General features: G+C 58.7%; 13 protein-coding genes. 11 read left to right on the forward strand and 2 right to left on the reverse strand.

Translation table 11 applies throughout. The features are described from left to right. Positions 1 to 7: 7 nt before the first annotated feature. Positions 8 to 1,495: a glycerol kinase GlpK gene (gene glpK, locus JYB84_RS01560; protein ID WP_207321714.1), complete on the forward strand. Its 1,488-nt coding sequence runs from the start codon at positions 8 to 10 to the stop codon at positions 1,493 to 1,495. Between the two features lie 189 nt (positions 1,496 to 1,684). Here the strand turns inward: glpK and JYB84_RS01565 are convergent, their stop codons facing one another. Both JYB84_RS01565 and JYB84_RS01570 read right to left on the reverse strand, forming a co-directional pair. Next, on the reverse strand, positions 1,685 to 1,984 hold the full coding sequence (locus JYB84_RS01565; RefSeq protein ID WP_207321715.1) for a hypothetical protein: 300 nt from the start codon (positions 1,982 to 1,984) through the stop codon (positions 1,685 to 1,687). Between the two features lie 52 nt (positions 1,985 to 2,036). Beyond that, positions 2,037 to 3,761 (reverse strand): PepSY domain-containing protein, encoded by a 1,725-nt coding sequence (locus JYB84_RS01570; RefSeq protein ID WP_207321716.1) that lies wholly within the window; start codon positions 3,759 to 3,761, stop codon positions 2,037 to 2,039. A gap of 363 nt (positions 3,762 to 4,124) precedes the next feature. Between JYB84_RS01570 and mraZ the strand changes: the two genes are divergently transcribed. The 10 genes from mraZ to murG are packed head-to-tail and all read left to right on the forward strand — an operon-like array spanning position 4,125 to position 15,140. Beyond that, complete coding sequence (gene mraZ / locus JYB84_RS01575) at positions 4,125 to 4,583, forward strand: division/cell wall cluster transcriptional repressor MraZ (RefSeq protein WP_207321717.1); 459 nt, start codon at positions 4,125 to 4,127, stop codon at positions 4,581 to 4,583. A 35-nt stretch (positions 4,584 to 4,618) separates the two neighbouring features. Then, positions 4,619 to 5,560 carry a 16S rRNA (cytosine(1402)-N(4))-methyltransferase RsmH gene (gene rsmH / locus JYB84_RS01580; protein ID WP_207321718.1) on the forward strand — a complete coding sequence of 314 codons (942 nt, stop codon included), beginning with the start codon at positions 4,619 to 4,621 and terminating at the stop codon, positions 5,558 to 5,560. Between the two features lie 10 nt (positions 5,561 to 5,570). Next, positions 5,571 to 5,885, forward strand: a complete 315-nt coding sequence (gene ftsL, locus JYB84_RS01585) for a cell division protein FtsL (protein ID WP_207321719.1) — start codon at positions 5,571 to 5,573, stop codon at positions 5,883 to 5,885. Further along, positions 5,882 to 7,618, forward strand: coding sequence for a peptidoglycan D,D-transpeptidase FtsI family protein (locus tag JYB84_RS01590; RefSeq protein WP_207321720.1), 1,737 nt, complete (start codon positions 5,882 to 5,884; stop codon positions 7,616 to 7,618). The genes ftsL and JYB84_RS01590 overlap by 4 nt, the downstream gene beginning before the upstream one ends. Then, positions 7,615 to 9,078 (forward strand): UDP-N-acetylmuramoyl-L-alanyl-D-glutamate--2,6-diaminopimelate ligase, encoded by a 1,464-nt coding sequence (gene murE, locus JYB84_RS01595; protein WP_207321721.1) that lies wholly within the window; start codon positions 7,615 to 7,617, stop codon positions 9,076 to 9,078. Before JYB84_RS01590 ends, murE begins: the two co-directional genes overlap by 4 nt. Then, positions 9,075 to 10,442, forward strand: a complete 1,368-nt coding sequence (locus JYB84_RS01600) for a UDP-N-acetylmuramoyl-tripeptide--D-alanyl-D-alanine ligase (protein ID WP_207321722.1) — start codon at positions 9,075 to 9,077, stop codon at positions 10,440 to 10,442. Before murE ends, JYB84_RS01600 begins: the two co-directional genes overlap by 4 nt. Next, positions 10,443 to 11,525 (forward strand): phospho-N-acetylmuramoyl-pentapeptide-transferase, encoded by a 1,083-nt coding sequence (gene mraY, locus JYB84_RS01605; protein WP_207321723.1) that lies wholly within the window; start codon positions 10,443 to 10,445, stop codon positions 11,523 to 11,525. A gap of 3 nt (positions 11,526 to 11,528) precedes the next feature. Then, complete coding sequence (gene murD, locus JYB84_RS01610; protein ID WP_207321724.1) at positions 11,529 to 12,860, forward strand: UDP-N-acetylmuramoyl-L-alanine--D-glutamate ligase; 1,332 nt, start codon at positions 11,529 to 11,531, stop codon at positions 12,858 to 12,860. Further along, complete coding sequence (gene ftsW / locus JYB84_RS01615; protein WP_207321725.1) at positions 12,850 to 14,061, forward strand: cell division protein FtsW; 1,212 nt, start codon at positions 12,850 to 12,852, stop codon at positions 14,059 to 14,061. The genes murD and ftsW overlap by 11 nt, the downstream gene beginning before the upstream one ends. Beyond that, positions 14,058 to 15,140 carry an undecaprenyldiphospho-muramoylpentapeptide beta-N-acetylglucosaminyltransferase gene (murG, locus tag JYB84_RS01620; RefSeq protein WP_207321726.1) on the forward strand — a complete coding sequence of 361 codons (1,083 nt, stop codon included), beginning with the start codon at positions 14,058 to 14,060 and terminating at the stop codon, positions 15,138 to 15,140. Before ftsW ends, murG begins: the two co-directional genes overlap by 4 nt. Positions 15,141 to 15,146 lie beyond the last annotated feature (6 nt).

The raw sequence follows: 15,146 nt of genomic DNA on the forward strand, positions 1-15,146 counted from the left end.
ATTTGTTGTGACAGAGAAATATGTAGTGGCACTGGATCAGGGCACCACCAGTTCCCGTGCCATAGTCTTTGACAAGGACGCCAATCCGGTTGCTGTCTCCCAGCGGGAATTCAGCCAGATCTATCCCAGGGGCGGCTGGGTCGAGCACGATCCCATGGAGATCTGGGCCTCCCAAAGTTCGACCCTGATTGAAGTGTTGGCCCGGGCCGGGATCCACAGCGATGAAGTGGCCGCCATAGGTATCACCAACCAGCGGGAAACCACTGTTATCTGGGACAGGGAAACCGGCAAGCCGGTGTACAATGCCATCGTCTGGCAATGCCGTCGCAGCAGTGCCATCTGCGAGGAACTTAAGGCCAGGGGCCTGGAGGCCCGTTTCCGGGAAAAGACCGGTCTGCTGCTCGACCCCTATTTTTCCGGCACCAAGATCAAGTGGATCCTCGACAATGTCCCCGGCGTACGCGAGCGGGCCGAGGCGGGGCAACTGCTGTTCGGCACCATTGACACCTGGCTGGTGTGGAAGCTCACCGAGGGTAAGGTTCATGTGACCGACCCCACCAACGCCTCGCGCACCCTGATGTACAACATTCACAGCCAAGGTTGGGATCCCGAGCTGCTTGAAGCACTGGATATTCCCGCCAGCCTGTTGCCTGAAATTAAACCGTCCCAGGCCGTGTATGGCACTACCCGTATCGCCGGTGAGGGCACAGAGATCCCGGTGGCCGGTATGGCCGGCGATCAGCAGGCGGCCCTGTTTGGGCAGCTGTGTGTTGAGCCGGGCATGGCCAAGAATACCTATGGCACAGGCTGTTTCCTGTTGATGAACACCGGCAGTCAGGCCGTCAGCTCAAAACACGGGCTGTTGACCACCATAGCGGTCGGTGCCGATGGGGGCATCAGCTATGCCCTCGAAGGTTCGGTGTTTATGGGCGGTGCTACCATCCAATGGCTCAGGGATGAACTGGGCCTCATCCGCGACGCCAGCGATACCGAATACTTTGCTTCCAAGGTGGAGGATACCAATGGCGTCTACTTGGTGCCGGCCTTTGTCGGTCTGGGCGCACCCTATTGGGATCCCGATGCCCGCGGTGCCCTCTATGGTCTGACCCGGGGCGCCAACCGCAACCACATCATCAGGGCGGCGCTGGAGTCCATCGCCTTCCAGAGTCGGGATCTGCTGGATGCCATGAGCAAGGACAGCGGCGTGGCCCTGAAACAGCTCAGGGTCGACGGCGGAGCCGTGGCCAACGATTTCCTGATGCAGTTCCAGGCCGATATCACAGGGGTTGAGGTGTTGCGCCCGGCGCTGACGGAAACCACTGCCATGGGGGCGGCGTTTCTCGCCGGCCTGGCGGTGGGATTCTGGGGCTCGGTGCAGGAGGTCAGTGACCGCAGTGCCATAGATAAGTGCTTCCTGCCGCAAATGGACGCCGTCAAACGCGGTGCCCTTTATCATGGCTGGCAGGATGCCGTGGCCAGGAGTCGCAGCCGCTAATCAGCGGCTGTCGCCGGTTTGCCCCAAGGCGCCCAGGCGCTTTTTTATTGGCTTACATATAGGTGTTCCATGGCGGAATAGGTGCCCAGGGTGACATTGGACAGCGGAAGAGTGACTATCCAGATACCTAAGCATTCGGCGCCACCACAGTGAAAATTAAAGTCGTGAGTGGGGGACTCAAGTCTCAAATCAGGCTTCGGTATCGATATGACCCGGGTCGGCTCGGCGATCCCCACGGCCACTGCGCTGGGAGTGTTCGTACTGGGGATTGCTGTCGTTGCGCAGATCTTCCCCGTCGGGGTTGCGGCGATCCCGCTCGGCCTTGCGTCTGTCCTTGGTGATCTTGGGGGGCAACTGAGATTGAGGCGCTTCATGGCTGTCGGCAGCAATGGCGGTATCCTTGTCCAACTGCTCGACCACACGCTTGTTTTCTCTGATTGCCTGTACCGGTTTTGCCAGCATGGCATAAATACTGTCCAGCCCTACCATAAGCCCTCCTGTCTCTCCCTTACAGATCTTATCGGCAGCCTTTGGTTATTATTTAGTCTATCACGTCAAGGGCCTGATCACCCAGTGGAAGCCTGGCCTGGGTCAACCAATGGCGTGCCTGGGCCGGGCTTGCCAGTTGATAGTAGCCACTGCCGTGACTGTGTTGGCAGGCCAGTCGCAGTCCCTGTTCCAGTCTGCTGGGGCGCAGCAGGGCCTTTTCCTTGTCGTTGGCCGGCGGCGGCTCGGAGCATTTGAGTACACACAGGCCGCAACTGCCACCACCACCACATTGGGTCAGCAGCCACTCGGTTTGGTGGTTGATACTGTCGAGCAGATTGCTGCCGTGGCTGTCGAAGTGGCCCAATAGGGTGCCATCCCTGTCCCTGACCTCAAACCGGCTGCCGCGGCCCGGCAGTGTCAGGCGATACTGGCCTGCTTTCAGCTGCCTGAACACCAGCACCCAGCCACTGATGCTGAGCAACAGGGTCAGTATGGCCAGCAGGCGAATGGGCAAGTGGTTGAAGTGAATGCCATCGCCGGGCATATAGTCCATAAAGTGCATCATCATCAGCACGGATTTGAGATCCGAGCCAGCCGTTTGTTGCTCCAGTATGCGGCCGTTGCCCGCATCCAGCAGAATGCGGGTGCCATCGCGGGCGACGAAACGCGCGACTGTCGGTGTGTCCGGGTAACCGGTTTCATCCCCCGGGAGCAGGTCGATCCCCAACTCCAGCGGGGACTCTATGCTGGCGGCCGCCAGTTGACGCAGCTGGGCCTTATCCAGCGTCAGCGGGGTTAGGGTATCGGCCCAGTACAGTGGCTGTTGTTCAAGCTGCTGCAACTGATAGACGGGACGGTTCAGTATGCCGGACAGCTCGACGCTGTGGGTTGATGGCCCTAAAAGTTCAGAGACAGCTCTGGGGGGCGTAGTGAAAGCCGTTGATGGTCGCAGCCGCGCGCGGTTGCCATCGAGCCAATCTTCATCCAGCAGGCTTAACGCCAGTCCCGAACCCAGCCACAGAATGAATTGCAAGCCGACGATGGCGCCAAGCCACAGGTGCAACCTTTGCCAGCCTTTCGGTGCTTGATTGCGGCTGCGCAGGCCCCGCCAGGCCAGGATGGCACCCATGAGGGCGGTGATGAGGCCCAATGTTGCCAGTGATTGCAGCAACAGGTTATGGATATTCTCCCGGCTGTCGTAATCCATGATGTGCAACATCCACATCACATCGAACAAGCGCCAGCCGGTATGGCGCTTGGTCACCACCCGTCCTTCAATTGCCGAGACATACAGGCTGCTGTTGCCGGCATCGTTAAAGTTTATCTGCCACAGGGGCAGCAATCTGGGGCTGACCTCGGCCGGAGCTTCTTCCGAAAACAAGCGGGCGTCGCTGATTTGACCCGTGCCTGTATACACTTGTGTTGCGACCTTACTGGCGTCCTGCTCCGACAGTAGTGCCATGGGCGAGCCGTTCAAAGCGCTTATCCTGAGCTTTTCGCCATGGTGGCGCAGGCTGTAGAAGGGGCCCTGGGCTGAAGCTTGCAGCCTGACCTGCTCCGCCGCCGGATAGTCCTTCAGTAACTTATCCATGTCATACGCAATGGTCCCGGTTTGCAGCGTCGGGGCGCGGCCTGGCTCCAGCAGGTGATCGCCGTGAATGAAGTCTATGTCTGTGACCACCATATAGAGTCCTGACAGACTCCACAGAAAAAGTTGTACTCCAATGAGCAGCGCCAACCACCGATGCAGGTTGCGTATGGTACGAATTGAAGGCATAAATCCGACTTAAGCAGGAGAATTTGTGAGCCATCTTAACCCAGTCTTGTATCGGGATGAAAAGAGGCGATGCTATCTTAAGGGCGTCTTTATGGGCCGGAACACCACTGAATTGGTTCCTTGATGCACTTTGCCCCCGAAGTTAATGTGTGTTTTTTCCACCGTTTAGCATTTTTCACCCACAATTTCCCACCGAATTTCCTCCATGGCCGCTTCCGGCCAATCGGCTTAGAAGCCGCTCCCAGACTGGATTTTTAACCTTGACCCCACCTTGACATTGGTTGTCAAGTGTCCCTACACTTAGCAATTGTGGGAAATTGTGGATTTTTGTGGATCAAAAAGCAGAGCAGGAGCTGAATAACAGTGTTTCGGGGTGCGAGTGCAATTAATCTGGATGCCAAGGGGCGGATCGCTATTCCAATGCGATACCGGGACTCCCTGCATGCGGAGCACGGCGGCAAACTGGTGATCACTGTCGATATTCAATCCAGCTGTTTGCTGCTCTATCCCATCCACGAGTGGACCAAGATCGAAGCCAAACTGATGTTGCTGTCCGATACCCAGCCGACACAGCGGGCGCTGAAACGCATGTTGCTCGGTTATGCCCATGAAATTGAATTGGACGGCAATGGCCGCTTATTGCTGCCCTTGCCCTTGCGCCAGTATGCCAACCTGGATAAGCAGGCCATGCTGGTGGGACAGTTGAACAAGTTTGAACTCTGGGATGAGCAGGCCTGGCAGAGCGAAATCGCCGCCAGCCAGCAAACCATACGTCAGGAAGACCTTGCCGCAGATGCGCGCCTGGCGGATTTTTCACTGTAAACATGACCCGATAGACAGACAAAAAGAAGAGAGCCATGAGCCAGGAATTTGCCCACCTTTCGGTCTTGCTCAATGAGACAGTGGAAGGATTGAACATACGCGCCGACGGTATTTATATCGACGGCACCTTCGGCCGTGGCGGGCATTCCCGTGAGGTGCTCAAGCGGTTGGGGCCCAAGGGCCGGCTGATCGCCATCGACAGGGATCCCCAGGCCATAGCGGCGGCGGAGCAATTTGCCGCAGATCCCCGCTTCCAGATAGTCCATGGTGGCTTTGGCCAGCTGGCGGACTATGTGGCCGAGCTGGGACTGACCGGCAAGATTGATGGTGTGCTGCTGGATCTTGGCGTGTCCTCTCCCCAACTCGACGATGCCGAGCGGGGTTTCAGTTTCCTGCGCGACGGTCCGTTGGACATGCGCATGGACAACAGCCAGGGTGAAACCGCAGCCCAGTGGCTGGCGAGGGCAGAGATTGAGGATATGGCCTGGGTGTTCAAAACCTATGGTGAAGAACGCAATGCCCGCCATATCGCCCGCTGCATTGCCGCTGACAGGGACAAGACCCCTTTCCTGCGTACCAAGGATTTGGCGGATCTCATCGCCCGCATCAGCAAAAGCAAAGAACGCAACAAGCATCCGGCTACCCGGGTGTTTCAGGCTATCCGCATCTACATCAACAGCGAACTGGAACAGATAGACCAGGCCCTTGAAGGCGCGCTCAAGGTGCTGGCGCCCAAGGGACGCCTGTCCATCATCAGCTTCCACTCGCTGGAAGATAGGATAGTGAAACGCTTTATCCGCCGTCACAGCCAGGGTGAGGAATTGCCCCACGGCCTGCCGGTGACCGAGGCTCAGCTCAACCGCAACCGGCTGTTGATGCCGGTAGGCAAGGCCATGAAGCCCTCGGATGAAGAAATTGATCGCAACGCCAGGGCCCGCAGCTCGGTACTGCGGGTGGCCGAGCGGCTGGATAACTGAGGCCGGCAACATGAGCAAGGCGCAGTTGCGGCTGACCCGGATAATCCTGTTGGATCTGTGGCATCACAAGTGGGTGGTGCTCTTGGCCATCATGGTGATGCTCAATGCCGTGGCCGTGGTTTACAGCAGCCACGTCAGCCGCAAACTGACTTCCCAGTGGGATCAGTTGCTGCAACAAAGGGACAAGCTGGACATAGAGTGGCGCAACCTGTTGTTGGAAGAACAATCCCAAACGGAGCACAGCCGGATCACCCGGATTGCAACCAAGGAGTTGAACATGGTGAGGCCTTTGCCCAATGAAGAAGTGGTAGTGAGAGTGCCATGAGCAAACAGGCAAAACGCAAACAGAAACCGCAACTGATCCACTGGCGTTTATACGTGGTGGTGGGCTTCGTTTGTCTGCTGTTCACCAGTCTGATCGGCCGGGCCGCCTACATTCAGATTATCGAGCCGGAAAAGCTGCGCCACGAGAGTGATATGCGCACCCTGCGCACCACCAGTCGCGAGGTGCAGCGTGGCCTGATCACCGACCGCAACGGCGATATGTTGGCGGTCAGTGTGCCTGTGCGCGCCGTGTATGCCGATCCCAAGGTGGTTCACGACAAGGATGGCTTTGCCGATATGCGTCGCTGGCAGGCGCTGGCGGAAGTGCTGCACGAGAATACCGATGAGCTGGTGGCCCGGGTCAGGGATAACCCCAGCAAGCGCTTCACCTACCTTAAGCGCCAGGTGACGCCGGCGGTGGCCGAGTATATTGAACAGCTCAAACTGCCGGGGATCTTCCTCAAGTCCGAGTCACGCCGCTATTACCCCACAGGGGAAATCACCGCCCAGTTGGTGGGGGTGACCAATATCGACGATGTGGGTATCGAAGGCATAGAGAACACCTACAACAGCTGGTTGACCGGCACACCGTCGAAGCAGAAGGTGCGCAAGTCCCGTGACGGCCACGTGGTCGAGCGGCTGGACATAGTGCAGGAAGGTGAGAGCCCCAACGATCTGGTGCTCAGCATAGATCAACGTATTCAGCAGCTGGCCTACCGTGAGCTCAAGCGCGCCACCGAGATGAATCAGGCCACCTCGGGCTCTGTGGTGGTACTCGACATCCATACCGGTGAAGTGCTGGCCATGGCCAATACCCCGTCCTACAACCCCAACGCCAGGGACGATTGGCAAAGCTTCAAGATGCGCAACCGCGCCCTGACCGATACCTTCGAGCCCGGCTCCACGGTTAAGCCCTTCGTGGTGGCGGCGGCACTGGAAGCCGGTGTGGTCAAGCCCGATGAGATTATCCCCACCTCGCCCGGCTGGATGCGGGTCGGTGGCCGTCAGGTGCGGGACTCCAACAACTATGGCGACATGTCACTGGGCAAAATTCTGGTCAAGTCCAGTAACGTGGGCATCAGCAAGCTGGCACTGGCAATGCCGGTGGAACAGTTGCTGGGTACCTATTATTCCATGGGCCTTGGCAACTATTCCGGCATCAACCTGGCGGGCGAAAGTGCCGGTCTTATCCAGGAGCGTCACCGCTGGTCCGATTTTGAACGCGCCACTCTGTCCTTCGGCTATGGCTTGACCGCCACCACGCTGCAACTGGCGCGCATGTACGCCACCCTCGGCAGCGGCGGCATGCTGTACCCGGTTTCCATTCTCAAGCTCAAGCAGCAGCCCCAGGGGCAGCAGGTGATTAGCCCTGAAGTGGCCAAGGCGGTAATGCACATGCTGGTGGGGGTTACAGAGCAGGGCGGCACCGCCACCCAGGCCCACATCGATGGCTATCCCGTGGCCGGCAAGACAGGCACCAGCCGCAAGGCGGTGGCCGGCGGTTACGGCGATGATTATATGGCCCTGTTTGCCGGGGTTGCTCCAGTGCACAATCCCAAGCTGGCCATAGCCGTGGTGATCAACGAGCCCAAGGGCGATCGCTATTATGGCGGTGACGTGTCGGCGCCTGTGTTTGCTGCCGTGATGTCAGGTGCGCTGCAAATGCTCAATGTGGAGCCCATCAGCAGCCGTGAACAGGTGCAACTGGCCGCCAATCCAAGGAGGGCGGAATGATATTGCTCAAGGACTTGTTGGCCCCCTGGTTTCACTATGCCGGCTCCGAAGCCGTTGCTGCCCCGACCCTGGACAGCCGCGCCGTCACCGGCGGCGGTTTGTTTGTAGCCGTTCCGGGTCATCACAGCGATGGCCGTAACTACGTGGCGGCGGCCTTTGCCAAGGGAGCTGCGGCAGCGCTGCTGCACACGGACGATCCCGCCCTTCATGGGCAGGTTGATACCGAGTCTGGCCTGTGCATTCATTTCTTCCAACTGGGACGGCAGGCGTCTGCCCTGGCTGCTCAGTATTACCAGTTGCAACCCCGCACCCTGAAAATTGCCGGTGTCACCGGTACCAATGGCAAGACGTCGGTCACCCAGTTGATGGCGCAGCTGAGTGAGCGGGTGGGGATCCGCGCCGCCGTCATGGGCACTTTGGGCAATGGCCTCTGGGGCGAGCTTATCGACAGTGGCAACACCACGGCCGATGCCATCCGGGTGATGGCCGATCTGCAAGCTTTCCAAAGCGCGGGCGCCGGACTTTGTGCCATGGAGGTCTCCAGCCATGGCTTGGTGCAGGGCCGGGTTGAGGCCGTGCCCTTTGATGTGGCCGTGTTTACCAATCTCAGTCGCGATCACCTGGATTATCACGGTGACATGCTGTCCTATGGTGCCGCCAAGCGCCGCTTGTTCAGTTTCGGCAGTCTGCACCGGGGCATAATCAATGCCGACGATCCCGTGGGCCAACAATGGCTGCTGGAACTGGGCGAATTGGCGCTCGGCTACAGCACAGTGCCCGGCAGTCAGGCCGCCTACGGCGTGATTGCTGCCGAATTTCATCAGCAGGGCATAGAAGCGCAAATTCGCTGGCCCGGAGGCGAGGGCAAGATGAGTTCGCAGTTGCTGGGTGAATTCAACCTCGCCAATCTGCTGGCTGCGCTGGCTGCGTTGCATCAACTGGGTTACGACATGCAGCAGCTGCTGGCTGCAGCGCCTGGCTTGACGCCGGTGCCCGGCCGTATGGAATGTTTTCCCGCCGGCGACGTCGCCATGGTGGTGGATTATGCCCATACCCCGGATGCGGTGGAGCAGGTGCTCAAGGCCGCCCGCAGGCATTGCCGGGGCCAGCTCTGGTGCCTGTTCGGTTGCGGCGGTGACAGAGACAAGGGCAAGCGGCCCCTGATGGCGGCTGCGGCCGAGCGCTGGGCCGATCGCCTGCTGCTGACCTCGGACAACGCCAGAAGTGAAGATCCCCAGGCCATTATTGCCGATATGCAGGCCGGACTCAGTGAACCAGACAAGGCACTGGTGGAAGCCGACCGCATCAAAGCCGTGCAGCTGGCGCTGTCACTGGCCAAACCCGGTGATCTCATTCTTTTGGCCGGCAAGGGCCACGAGACCTATCAGGAGATTGCCGGCGTGAAACACGATTATGACGAGCGCGCCTATGTGCAGCGTCTCGCGAAGGAGCAACAGTGATCTCCCTGAGTTTACAGGAGCTGGCAACCGCCACCGGTGGGCGATTGCTGGGTGAAAATATTCAAATCGATGCCGTTGGCAGCGACAGCCGCGCCATGAAGCCAGGAAGCCTGTTTGTGGCCCTGGTTGGCGAGCGCTTCGATGGCCATGATTTTGCTGCCAATGCCGTGACTGCAGGCGCCTCGGCTCTGCTGGTTGAACGCGAGTTGCCGCTGGCCGTGCCGCAGCTGTTGGTGGAAAGTGGCCTCAAGGCCCTGGGGCAAATTGGTGCCCTGGTGCGCGACAAGGTCAATCCCGAGTGTGTGGCTCTCACCGGTTCCAATGGCAAAACCACAGTAAAGGAAATGATTGCCACAGTGCTGTCGCAACGGCATCGGGTGCTGTTTACCGCCGGCAACTTCAACAACGACATAGGTGTACCCCTGACTCTGTTGCGCCTGAGCGCAGGCGACGAGTACGGGGTGTTTGAACTGGGTGCCAACCATAAGGGCGAGATTGATTACACCTCGGCCCTGGTCAGGCCCAGGGTTGCCCTGGTCAATAACGTTGGCAGCGCCCACCTGGAAGGCTTTGGCTCCATTGAAGGGGTGGCCGCCGCCAAGTCGGAGATCTATGGCCATCTGCCCGACGATGGCGTGGCGGTGATCAATGCCGACGATGCCTTTGCCGACTTTATGGCCCAGGCCGCCGCGGGCCACAAGATGATTCAGTTCGGCATTCACAACCAGGCCGATGTGACTGCAACCGGGCTTGAGGCCGATGCCTTCGGTTGTTACGGCTTTCAGCTGCACTGGCAGAAACAAACAATAGCCATCAAGTTGCCGCTGGCCGGTGCCCATCAGGTTAACAACGCTTTGGCCTGCACCAGTGTCTGTCTGGCCCTTGGCCTGAGCCTTGCGGAGATAGCCTCCGGGCTGGCCGCACTCAAGCCGGTAAAGGGCAGAATGTTGCCCCACAGGCTGGGTCGCCTCACCCTGGTGGATGACAGTTACAACGCCAATCCATCCTCGGTGAAGGCCGCCATCGACTGGTTAAGAGAAATTAACGGAAATCGCTGTTTGGTACTGGGCGATTTGGGCGAATTAGGCGACAATGCTGCCCTTTTGCACGCCGAGGTGGGTGACTTGGCCAGGGACAGTGGCATAGAGGCGCTGTTCTGTCTGGGCCGTCTCAGCGAGCATTGCAGCCGAGCCTTCGGCAGCGAACATTTTGTTGACCTGGATGTCTTGGTAAACAAGTTGATTAAACACATCAACCAGTTACATGGAAATGTGACTGTGTTGGTCAAAGGGTCCCGCAGCGCCGCCATGGAGCGGGTTGTGGAGGCCTTAATTGCGGCCCATGGTCGCGGGGAGTTAAAGTAAATGCTGGTTTATCTGGCTGAGTATCTGACCCAGTTTTACACTGGCTTCAATGTATTTTCCTATGTGACCTTCAGGGCCATTCTGGCACTGTTGACCGGTCTCAGCTTCAGCCTTTGGTGGGGGCCCAAGCTTATCACTCGCCTGCAACTGTTGCAGATAGGTCAGGTGGTTCGTAACGATGGTCCCGAATCCCATTTCAGTAAGCGTGGCACCCCCACCATGGGCGGGATCCTGATCCTGGCCGGTATTTTTATCGGAGTGCTGCTGTGGGGCGATCTGGGCAGCCGCTATGTCTGGGTCATGCTGTTTGTACTGGCGACCTTCGGCATGATTGGCTTTGTCGATGATTACCGCAAGGTGGTGCGCAAGGATCCCAAGGGGTTGATTGCCCGCTGGAAGTACATATTCCAGTCCCTGGCTGCCATGGTGATCGCCCTTTACCTGTACTTCTCTGCTTCGACACCCGGCGAAACCCAACTGGTACTGCCCTTCTTCAAGGACATCATGCCGCAACTGGGGCTGATGTTCATTGTGCTGGTGTACTTCACCATTGTGGGCTCCAGCAATGCGGTGAACCTGACCGATGGTCTCGATGGTTTGGCCATCATGCCGACCGTGATGGTGGCAGCGGCTTTTGCATTGATTGCTTACCTGTCCGGACACGTTCAGTTTGCCAATTACCTGCATATCCCTTATTTGCCCGGCGCCGGTGAGCTGGTGATTGTCTGTACCGCTATTGTGGGTGCCGGTCTTGGTTTCCTCTGGTTCAACACCTATCCGGCCCAGGTCTTTATGGGCGATGTGGGTTCCCTGTCTCTGGGCGCAGCCCTGGGCACCATAGCCGTGCTGGTACGCCAGGAAATCCTGCTGGTGATCATGGGTGGGGTGTTTGTGATGGAAACGTTGTCGGTGATCCTGCAGGTGGGGTCTTACAAGCTGCGCGGTCAGCGCATTTTCCGCATGGCGCCCATACATCATCATTACGAACTCAAGGGCTGGCCCGAGCCGCGGGTGATAGTGCGCTTCTGGATCATCTCGCTGTTCCTGGTGCTGCTTGGCCTGGCCACGTTGAAGTTGAGGTAAGTCATGACCATGCCGCTCGCCCATACCTACTCACACATAGTCCTTGGCCTGGGAGCCACAGGGCTGTCTGTGGTGCGCTATTTGGTGCGTCAGGGCATTGAGCCGCTGGTGATGGACAGTCGCCGTGAACCGCCTGGTGCTGACAAGTTGCGTCGGGAGTTTGCCAATGTGCCGCTGATGAGCGGTGGCTTTGATTGTCGCTATTTGGTACAGGCCAAGCAGATAGTCATCAGTCCGGGGATTGCCATGGACACCCCCGAGGTGCAGGCCGCGCTGGATATGGGCATAGAGGTCATAGGCGATATCGAGCTGTTTGCCCGCGCCATTGCCGACAAGCCACCCTGTGTGCTGGCCATTACCGGCTCCAACGGTAAGTCGACCGTCACTACCCTGGTGGGGGAAATGGCCAGGGCCGATGGCAAGCGGGTTGCGGTTGGCGGCAACATAGGTATTCCGGCACTGGAATTGCTGGAATCGGACGCCGAGCTTTTCGTACTGGAATTGTCCAGTTTCCAATTGGAAACCACCCATAGCTTGAATTGCATTGCTGCCACCTGCCTGAATATCAGTGAAGATCATATGGACAGATACAGCGATCTGGAGAGTTATCGTCGGGCCAAGTTGCATTTGTATGACCAGACACGGCTGTGCATTTTCAACCGTGACGACAGCCTGTCCATACCCACAGAGCCACACAACCAGAACAGTTTTGGATTGGGTATTCCCAAGGTGGATGAGTGGGGCATAGCCGATGGCAAGATTTACCACGGCGCTACCGAGATTATGCCGTTGCTGCATGTGGCGCTGATCGGCAGTCATAACCATGCCAATCTGATGGCGGCCATGGCCCTGGCCGATGCCGCCGGGATTAGCCGTCCAGCCATGGTCAAGGTGGCCCGCGAGTTTACCGGACTGGCCCATCGCTGTGAGGCGGTCGCCAGCCATGAAGGTATCACCTGGGTCAATGACTCCAAGGCCACCAACGTGGGCGCCACAGTGGCGGCGCTCCATGGTTTGAGCGGCCATTTGGGCGAGATCATTTTGATCGCCGGTGGTGATGGCAAGGGCGCGGACTTTGAGCCCCTGCGCGAGGCGCTGCACGGTGTCAGCCAGCTGATTACCCTGGGGCGTGACGGCCATAAGATCGCCGCGCTGAAGGAAGGTGCGATAGAGGTAGCCAATATGGCCGAAGCCGTGGCCAAGGCTGCGACCTTGGCCGGTAGCGGCGATATAGTGCTGCTGTCGCCTGCCTGCGCCAGCCTCGACATGTACAGCAATTTCATGGCCCGGGGTGATGATTTCCGTCATCAGGTGGAGCTTCTGTATGGCAACTGACAGCAGACAGCTCAACTTGTTTGAGCGCAGTGGCAATCTTTGGACGGCCTGGTGGGGAGGCCAAAAGGCGCCCGGCACCCAGCTTTACGACCGTTCATTGCTGACGGCTGTGTTGTCGCTGATCGCTTTTGGTTTTGTGATGGTGATGTCGGCTTCCATGCCAGAGGCTCAGAGTCTGACCGGCAACCCGTTCCATTTTATGATACGTCACTGCGCTTACCTGGTGGGGTGCGTGATTATTGCCACCCTGGTGCTGCGCATCGAAATGAGCCGCTGGCAACAGGTCAGTCCGCTGTTGTTGCTGGTGGTGGGCCTTATGTTGGTGGGGGTGCTGATAGTAGGTACTACGGTGAACGGCGCCAAGCGCTGGTTGTCCGTAGGGCCGATACGCATTCAGGTGGCCGAATTGGCCAAGTTTGCCTTTGCCGTGTACATGTCCGGCTATCTGGTGCGTCGTCACCAAGAGTTGCGCGAAAACGCCAAGGGGTTCTACAAACCCATTGCAGTGTTTGCTGTCTACGCTGTGCTGATCCTGGCCCAGCCGGATCTGGGAACCGTGGTGGTGCTGTTTGTTGGCACTGTGGGGCTGTTGTTCATGGCCGGGGCCCGTTTGCTGGACTTCTTCGCCCTGATCCTCTCCGGGGTGTTGGCCTTTGTGGCCCTGGTGCTGCTGGAGCCCTACCGGATGCGGCGGGTGACTTCTTTTATGGATCCCTGGCAGGATCCCTTCGGCAGCGGTTACCAGTTGACCCAGTCCTTGATGGCCTACGGCCGCGGTGACTGGTTGGGGCAGGGGCTAGGCAACAGTATTCAGAAGTTGGAATATCTGCCCGAGGCCCACACCGACTTTATCTTTGCCGTGATAGGGGAAGAGTTGGGATTCGTTGGCATAGTGATGGTGCTGTCGGTGCTTTTATTTGTGGCGCTGCGGGCCATTCGCCTGGGTAATCAGTGCCTGTCGCTGGATAAGGCCTTTGAAGGTTACCTGGCCTATGCCATAGGGATCTGGATCTGCTTCCAGACCGTGGTGAATGTGGGCGCCAGTATCGGCATGTTGCCCACCAAGGGGCTGACCTTGCCCTTTATCAGTTACGGTGGTTCAAGTTTGTGGGTCATGACCGCGGCAGCCATGTTGCTGCTGCGTATCGATCACGAGCGGCGTTTGGGGATGATCCAGGCGGTGCAGGGGAGAACTTCATGAGCCGGCAAAAACGCATTCTGGTGATGGCCGGCGGCACCGGCGGTCACGTGTTCCCGGCGCTCGCCGTGGCGCGAACCTTGGCCAAAGATGGCTGGCAGGTGCGCTGGTTGGGTACGGCCGACAGGATGGAGGCCCGCCTGGTGCCCCAACACGGATTCGATATCGACTTTCTCGATATCAAGGGCGTGCGCGGCAATGGCCTTATTCGCAAGCTTGCAGCGCCGTTCAAGATTTTGCGCTCCATTTTGCAGGCGCGGGCCGTGATCAAGGAATTCAAGCCCGATGTGGTGCTGGGCATGGGCGGCTTTGCCAGTGGTCCCGGTGGCGTTGCCGCCTGGCTCAGTGGTATCCCACTGGTGCTGCACGAGCAAAATGCCGTGCCCGGTGTGACCAACAAATTGCTGTCGCGTATTGCCACACGGGTGCTGTGTGCCTTCAAGGGCGCCTTTGACCATGGCGCCGAGGTGGTGGGCAATCCCATTCGCCAGGAGTTGGTGGCACTGGGCGCCGAGCGGCAACAAAGTGGTGAGCACGGTGACTCAATGCGCTTGTTGGTGGTGGGTGGCAGCCTGGGGGCTCAGGTGTTCAACGAACTGCTGCCTGAGGTCTGCGCCCGTTTAAGCCAAAGCCAATCCGTGACCGTCTGGCACCAGGTGGGCAAGAACAACCTGGCCAAGGTCCAGGCCGACTACCAGCTGCGTGGCCAGGATGGCGGCGTCAAGGTGGCCGAATTTATTGATGACATGGAAGCGGCTTACCGCTGGGCCGATCTGGTGATCTGCCGTGCCGGTGCCCTGACAGTGTCTGAACTTGCCGCAGTGGGACTGCCCGGCATTTTGGTGCCCTTTCCCCACGCGGTGGATGATCACCAGACGCTCAATGCCAGGGTGCTGGTAGATGCCGGGGCAGCTTTTTTGCTGCCGCAGACCATAGTGACGGCCGATCTGCTGGTCAGCAAGTTGCAGTTGCTGGCCGGTGACCGAGAAGAACTTTCCCGCATGGGACAACGAGCCAGGGCGGCCGCAGTACTGGATGCAACCGACAGGGTTGCCGACGTGTGCCGTCAGCTGGCGCGATAAAGGTTA

The organism is Shewanella cyperi (genome assembly GCF_017354985.1).
In the GTDB taxonomy this organism is placed as follows: Bacteria; Pseudomonadota; Gammaproteobacteria; order Enterobacterales; family Shewanellaceae; genus Shewanella; species Shewanella cyperi.

Coding starts and splice junctions, on each gene's coding strand:
- JYB84_RS01565 (WP_207321715.1), bottom strand. CDS start 1,984: ATGGTAGGGCTGGACAGTATTTATGCCATGCTGGCAAAACCGGTACAG.
- JYB84_RS01570 (WP_207321716.1), bottom strand. CDS start 3,761: ATGCCTTCAATTCGTACCATACGCAACCTGCATCGGTGGTTGGCGCTG.
- rsmH (WP_207321718.1), top strand. CDS start 4,619: ATGAGCCAGGAATTTGCCCACCTTTCGGTCTTGCTCAATGAGACAGTG.
- ftsL (WP_207321719.1), top strand. CDS start 5,571: ATGAGCAAGGCGCAGTTGCGGCTGACCCGGATAATCCTGTTGGATCTG.
- JYB84_RS01590 (WP_207321720.1), top strand. CDS start 5,882: ATGAGCAAACAGGCAAAACGCAAACAGAAACCGCAACTGATCCACTGG.
- murE (WP_207321721.1), top strand. CDS start 7,615: ATGATATTGCTCAAGGACTTGTTGGCCCCCTGGTTTCACTATGCCGGC.
- mraY (WP_207321723.1), top strand. CDS start 10,443: ATGCTGGTTTATCTGGCTGAGTATCTGACCCAGTTTTACACTGGCTTC.
- murD (WP_207321724.1), top strand. CDS start 11,529: ATGACCATGCCGCTCGCCCATACCTACTCACACATAGTCCTTGGCCTG.
- ftsW (WP_207321725.1), top strand. CDS start 12,850: ATGGCAACTGACAGCAGACAGCTCAACTTGTTTGAGCGCAGTGGCAAT.
- murG (WP_207321726.1), top strand. CDS start 14,058: ATGAGCCGGCAAAAACGCATTCTGGTGATGGCCGGCGGCACCGGCGGT.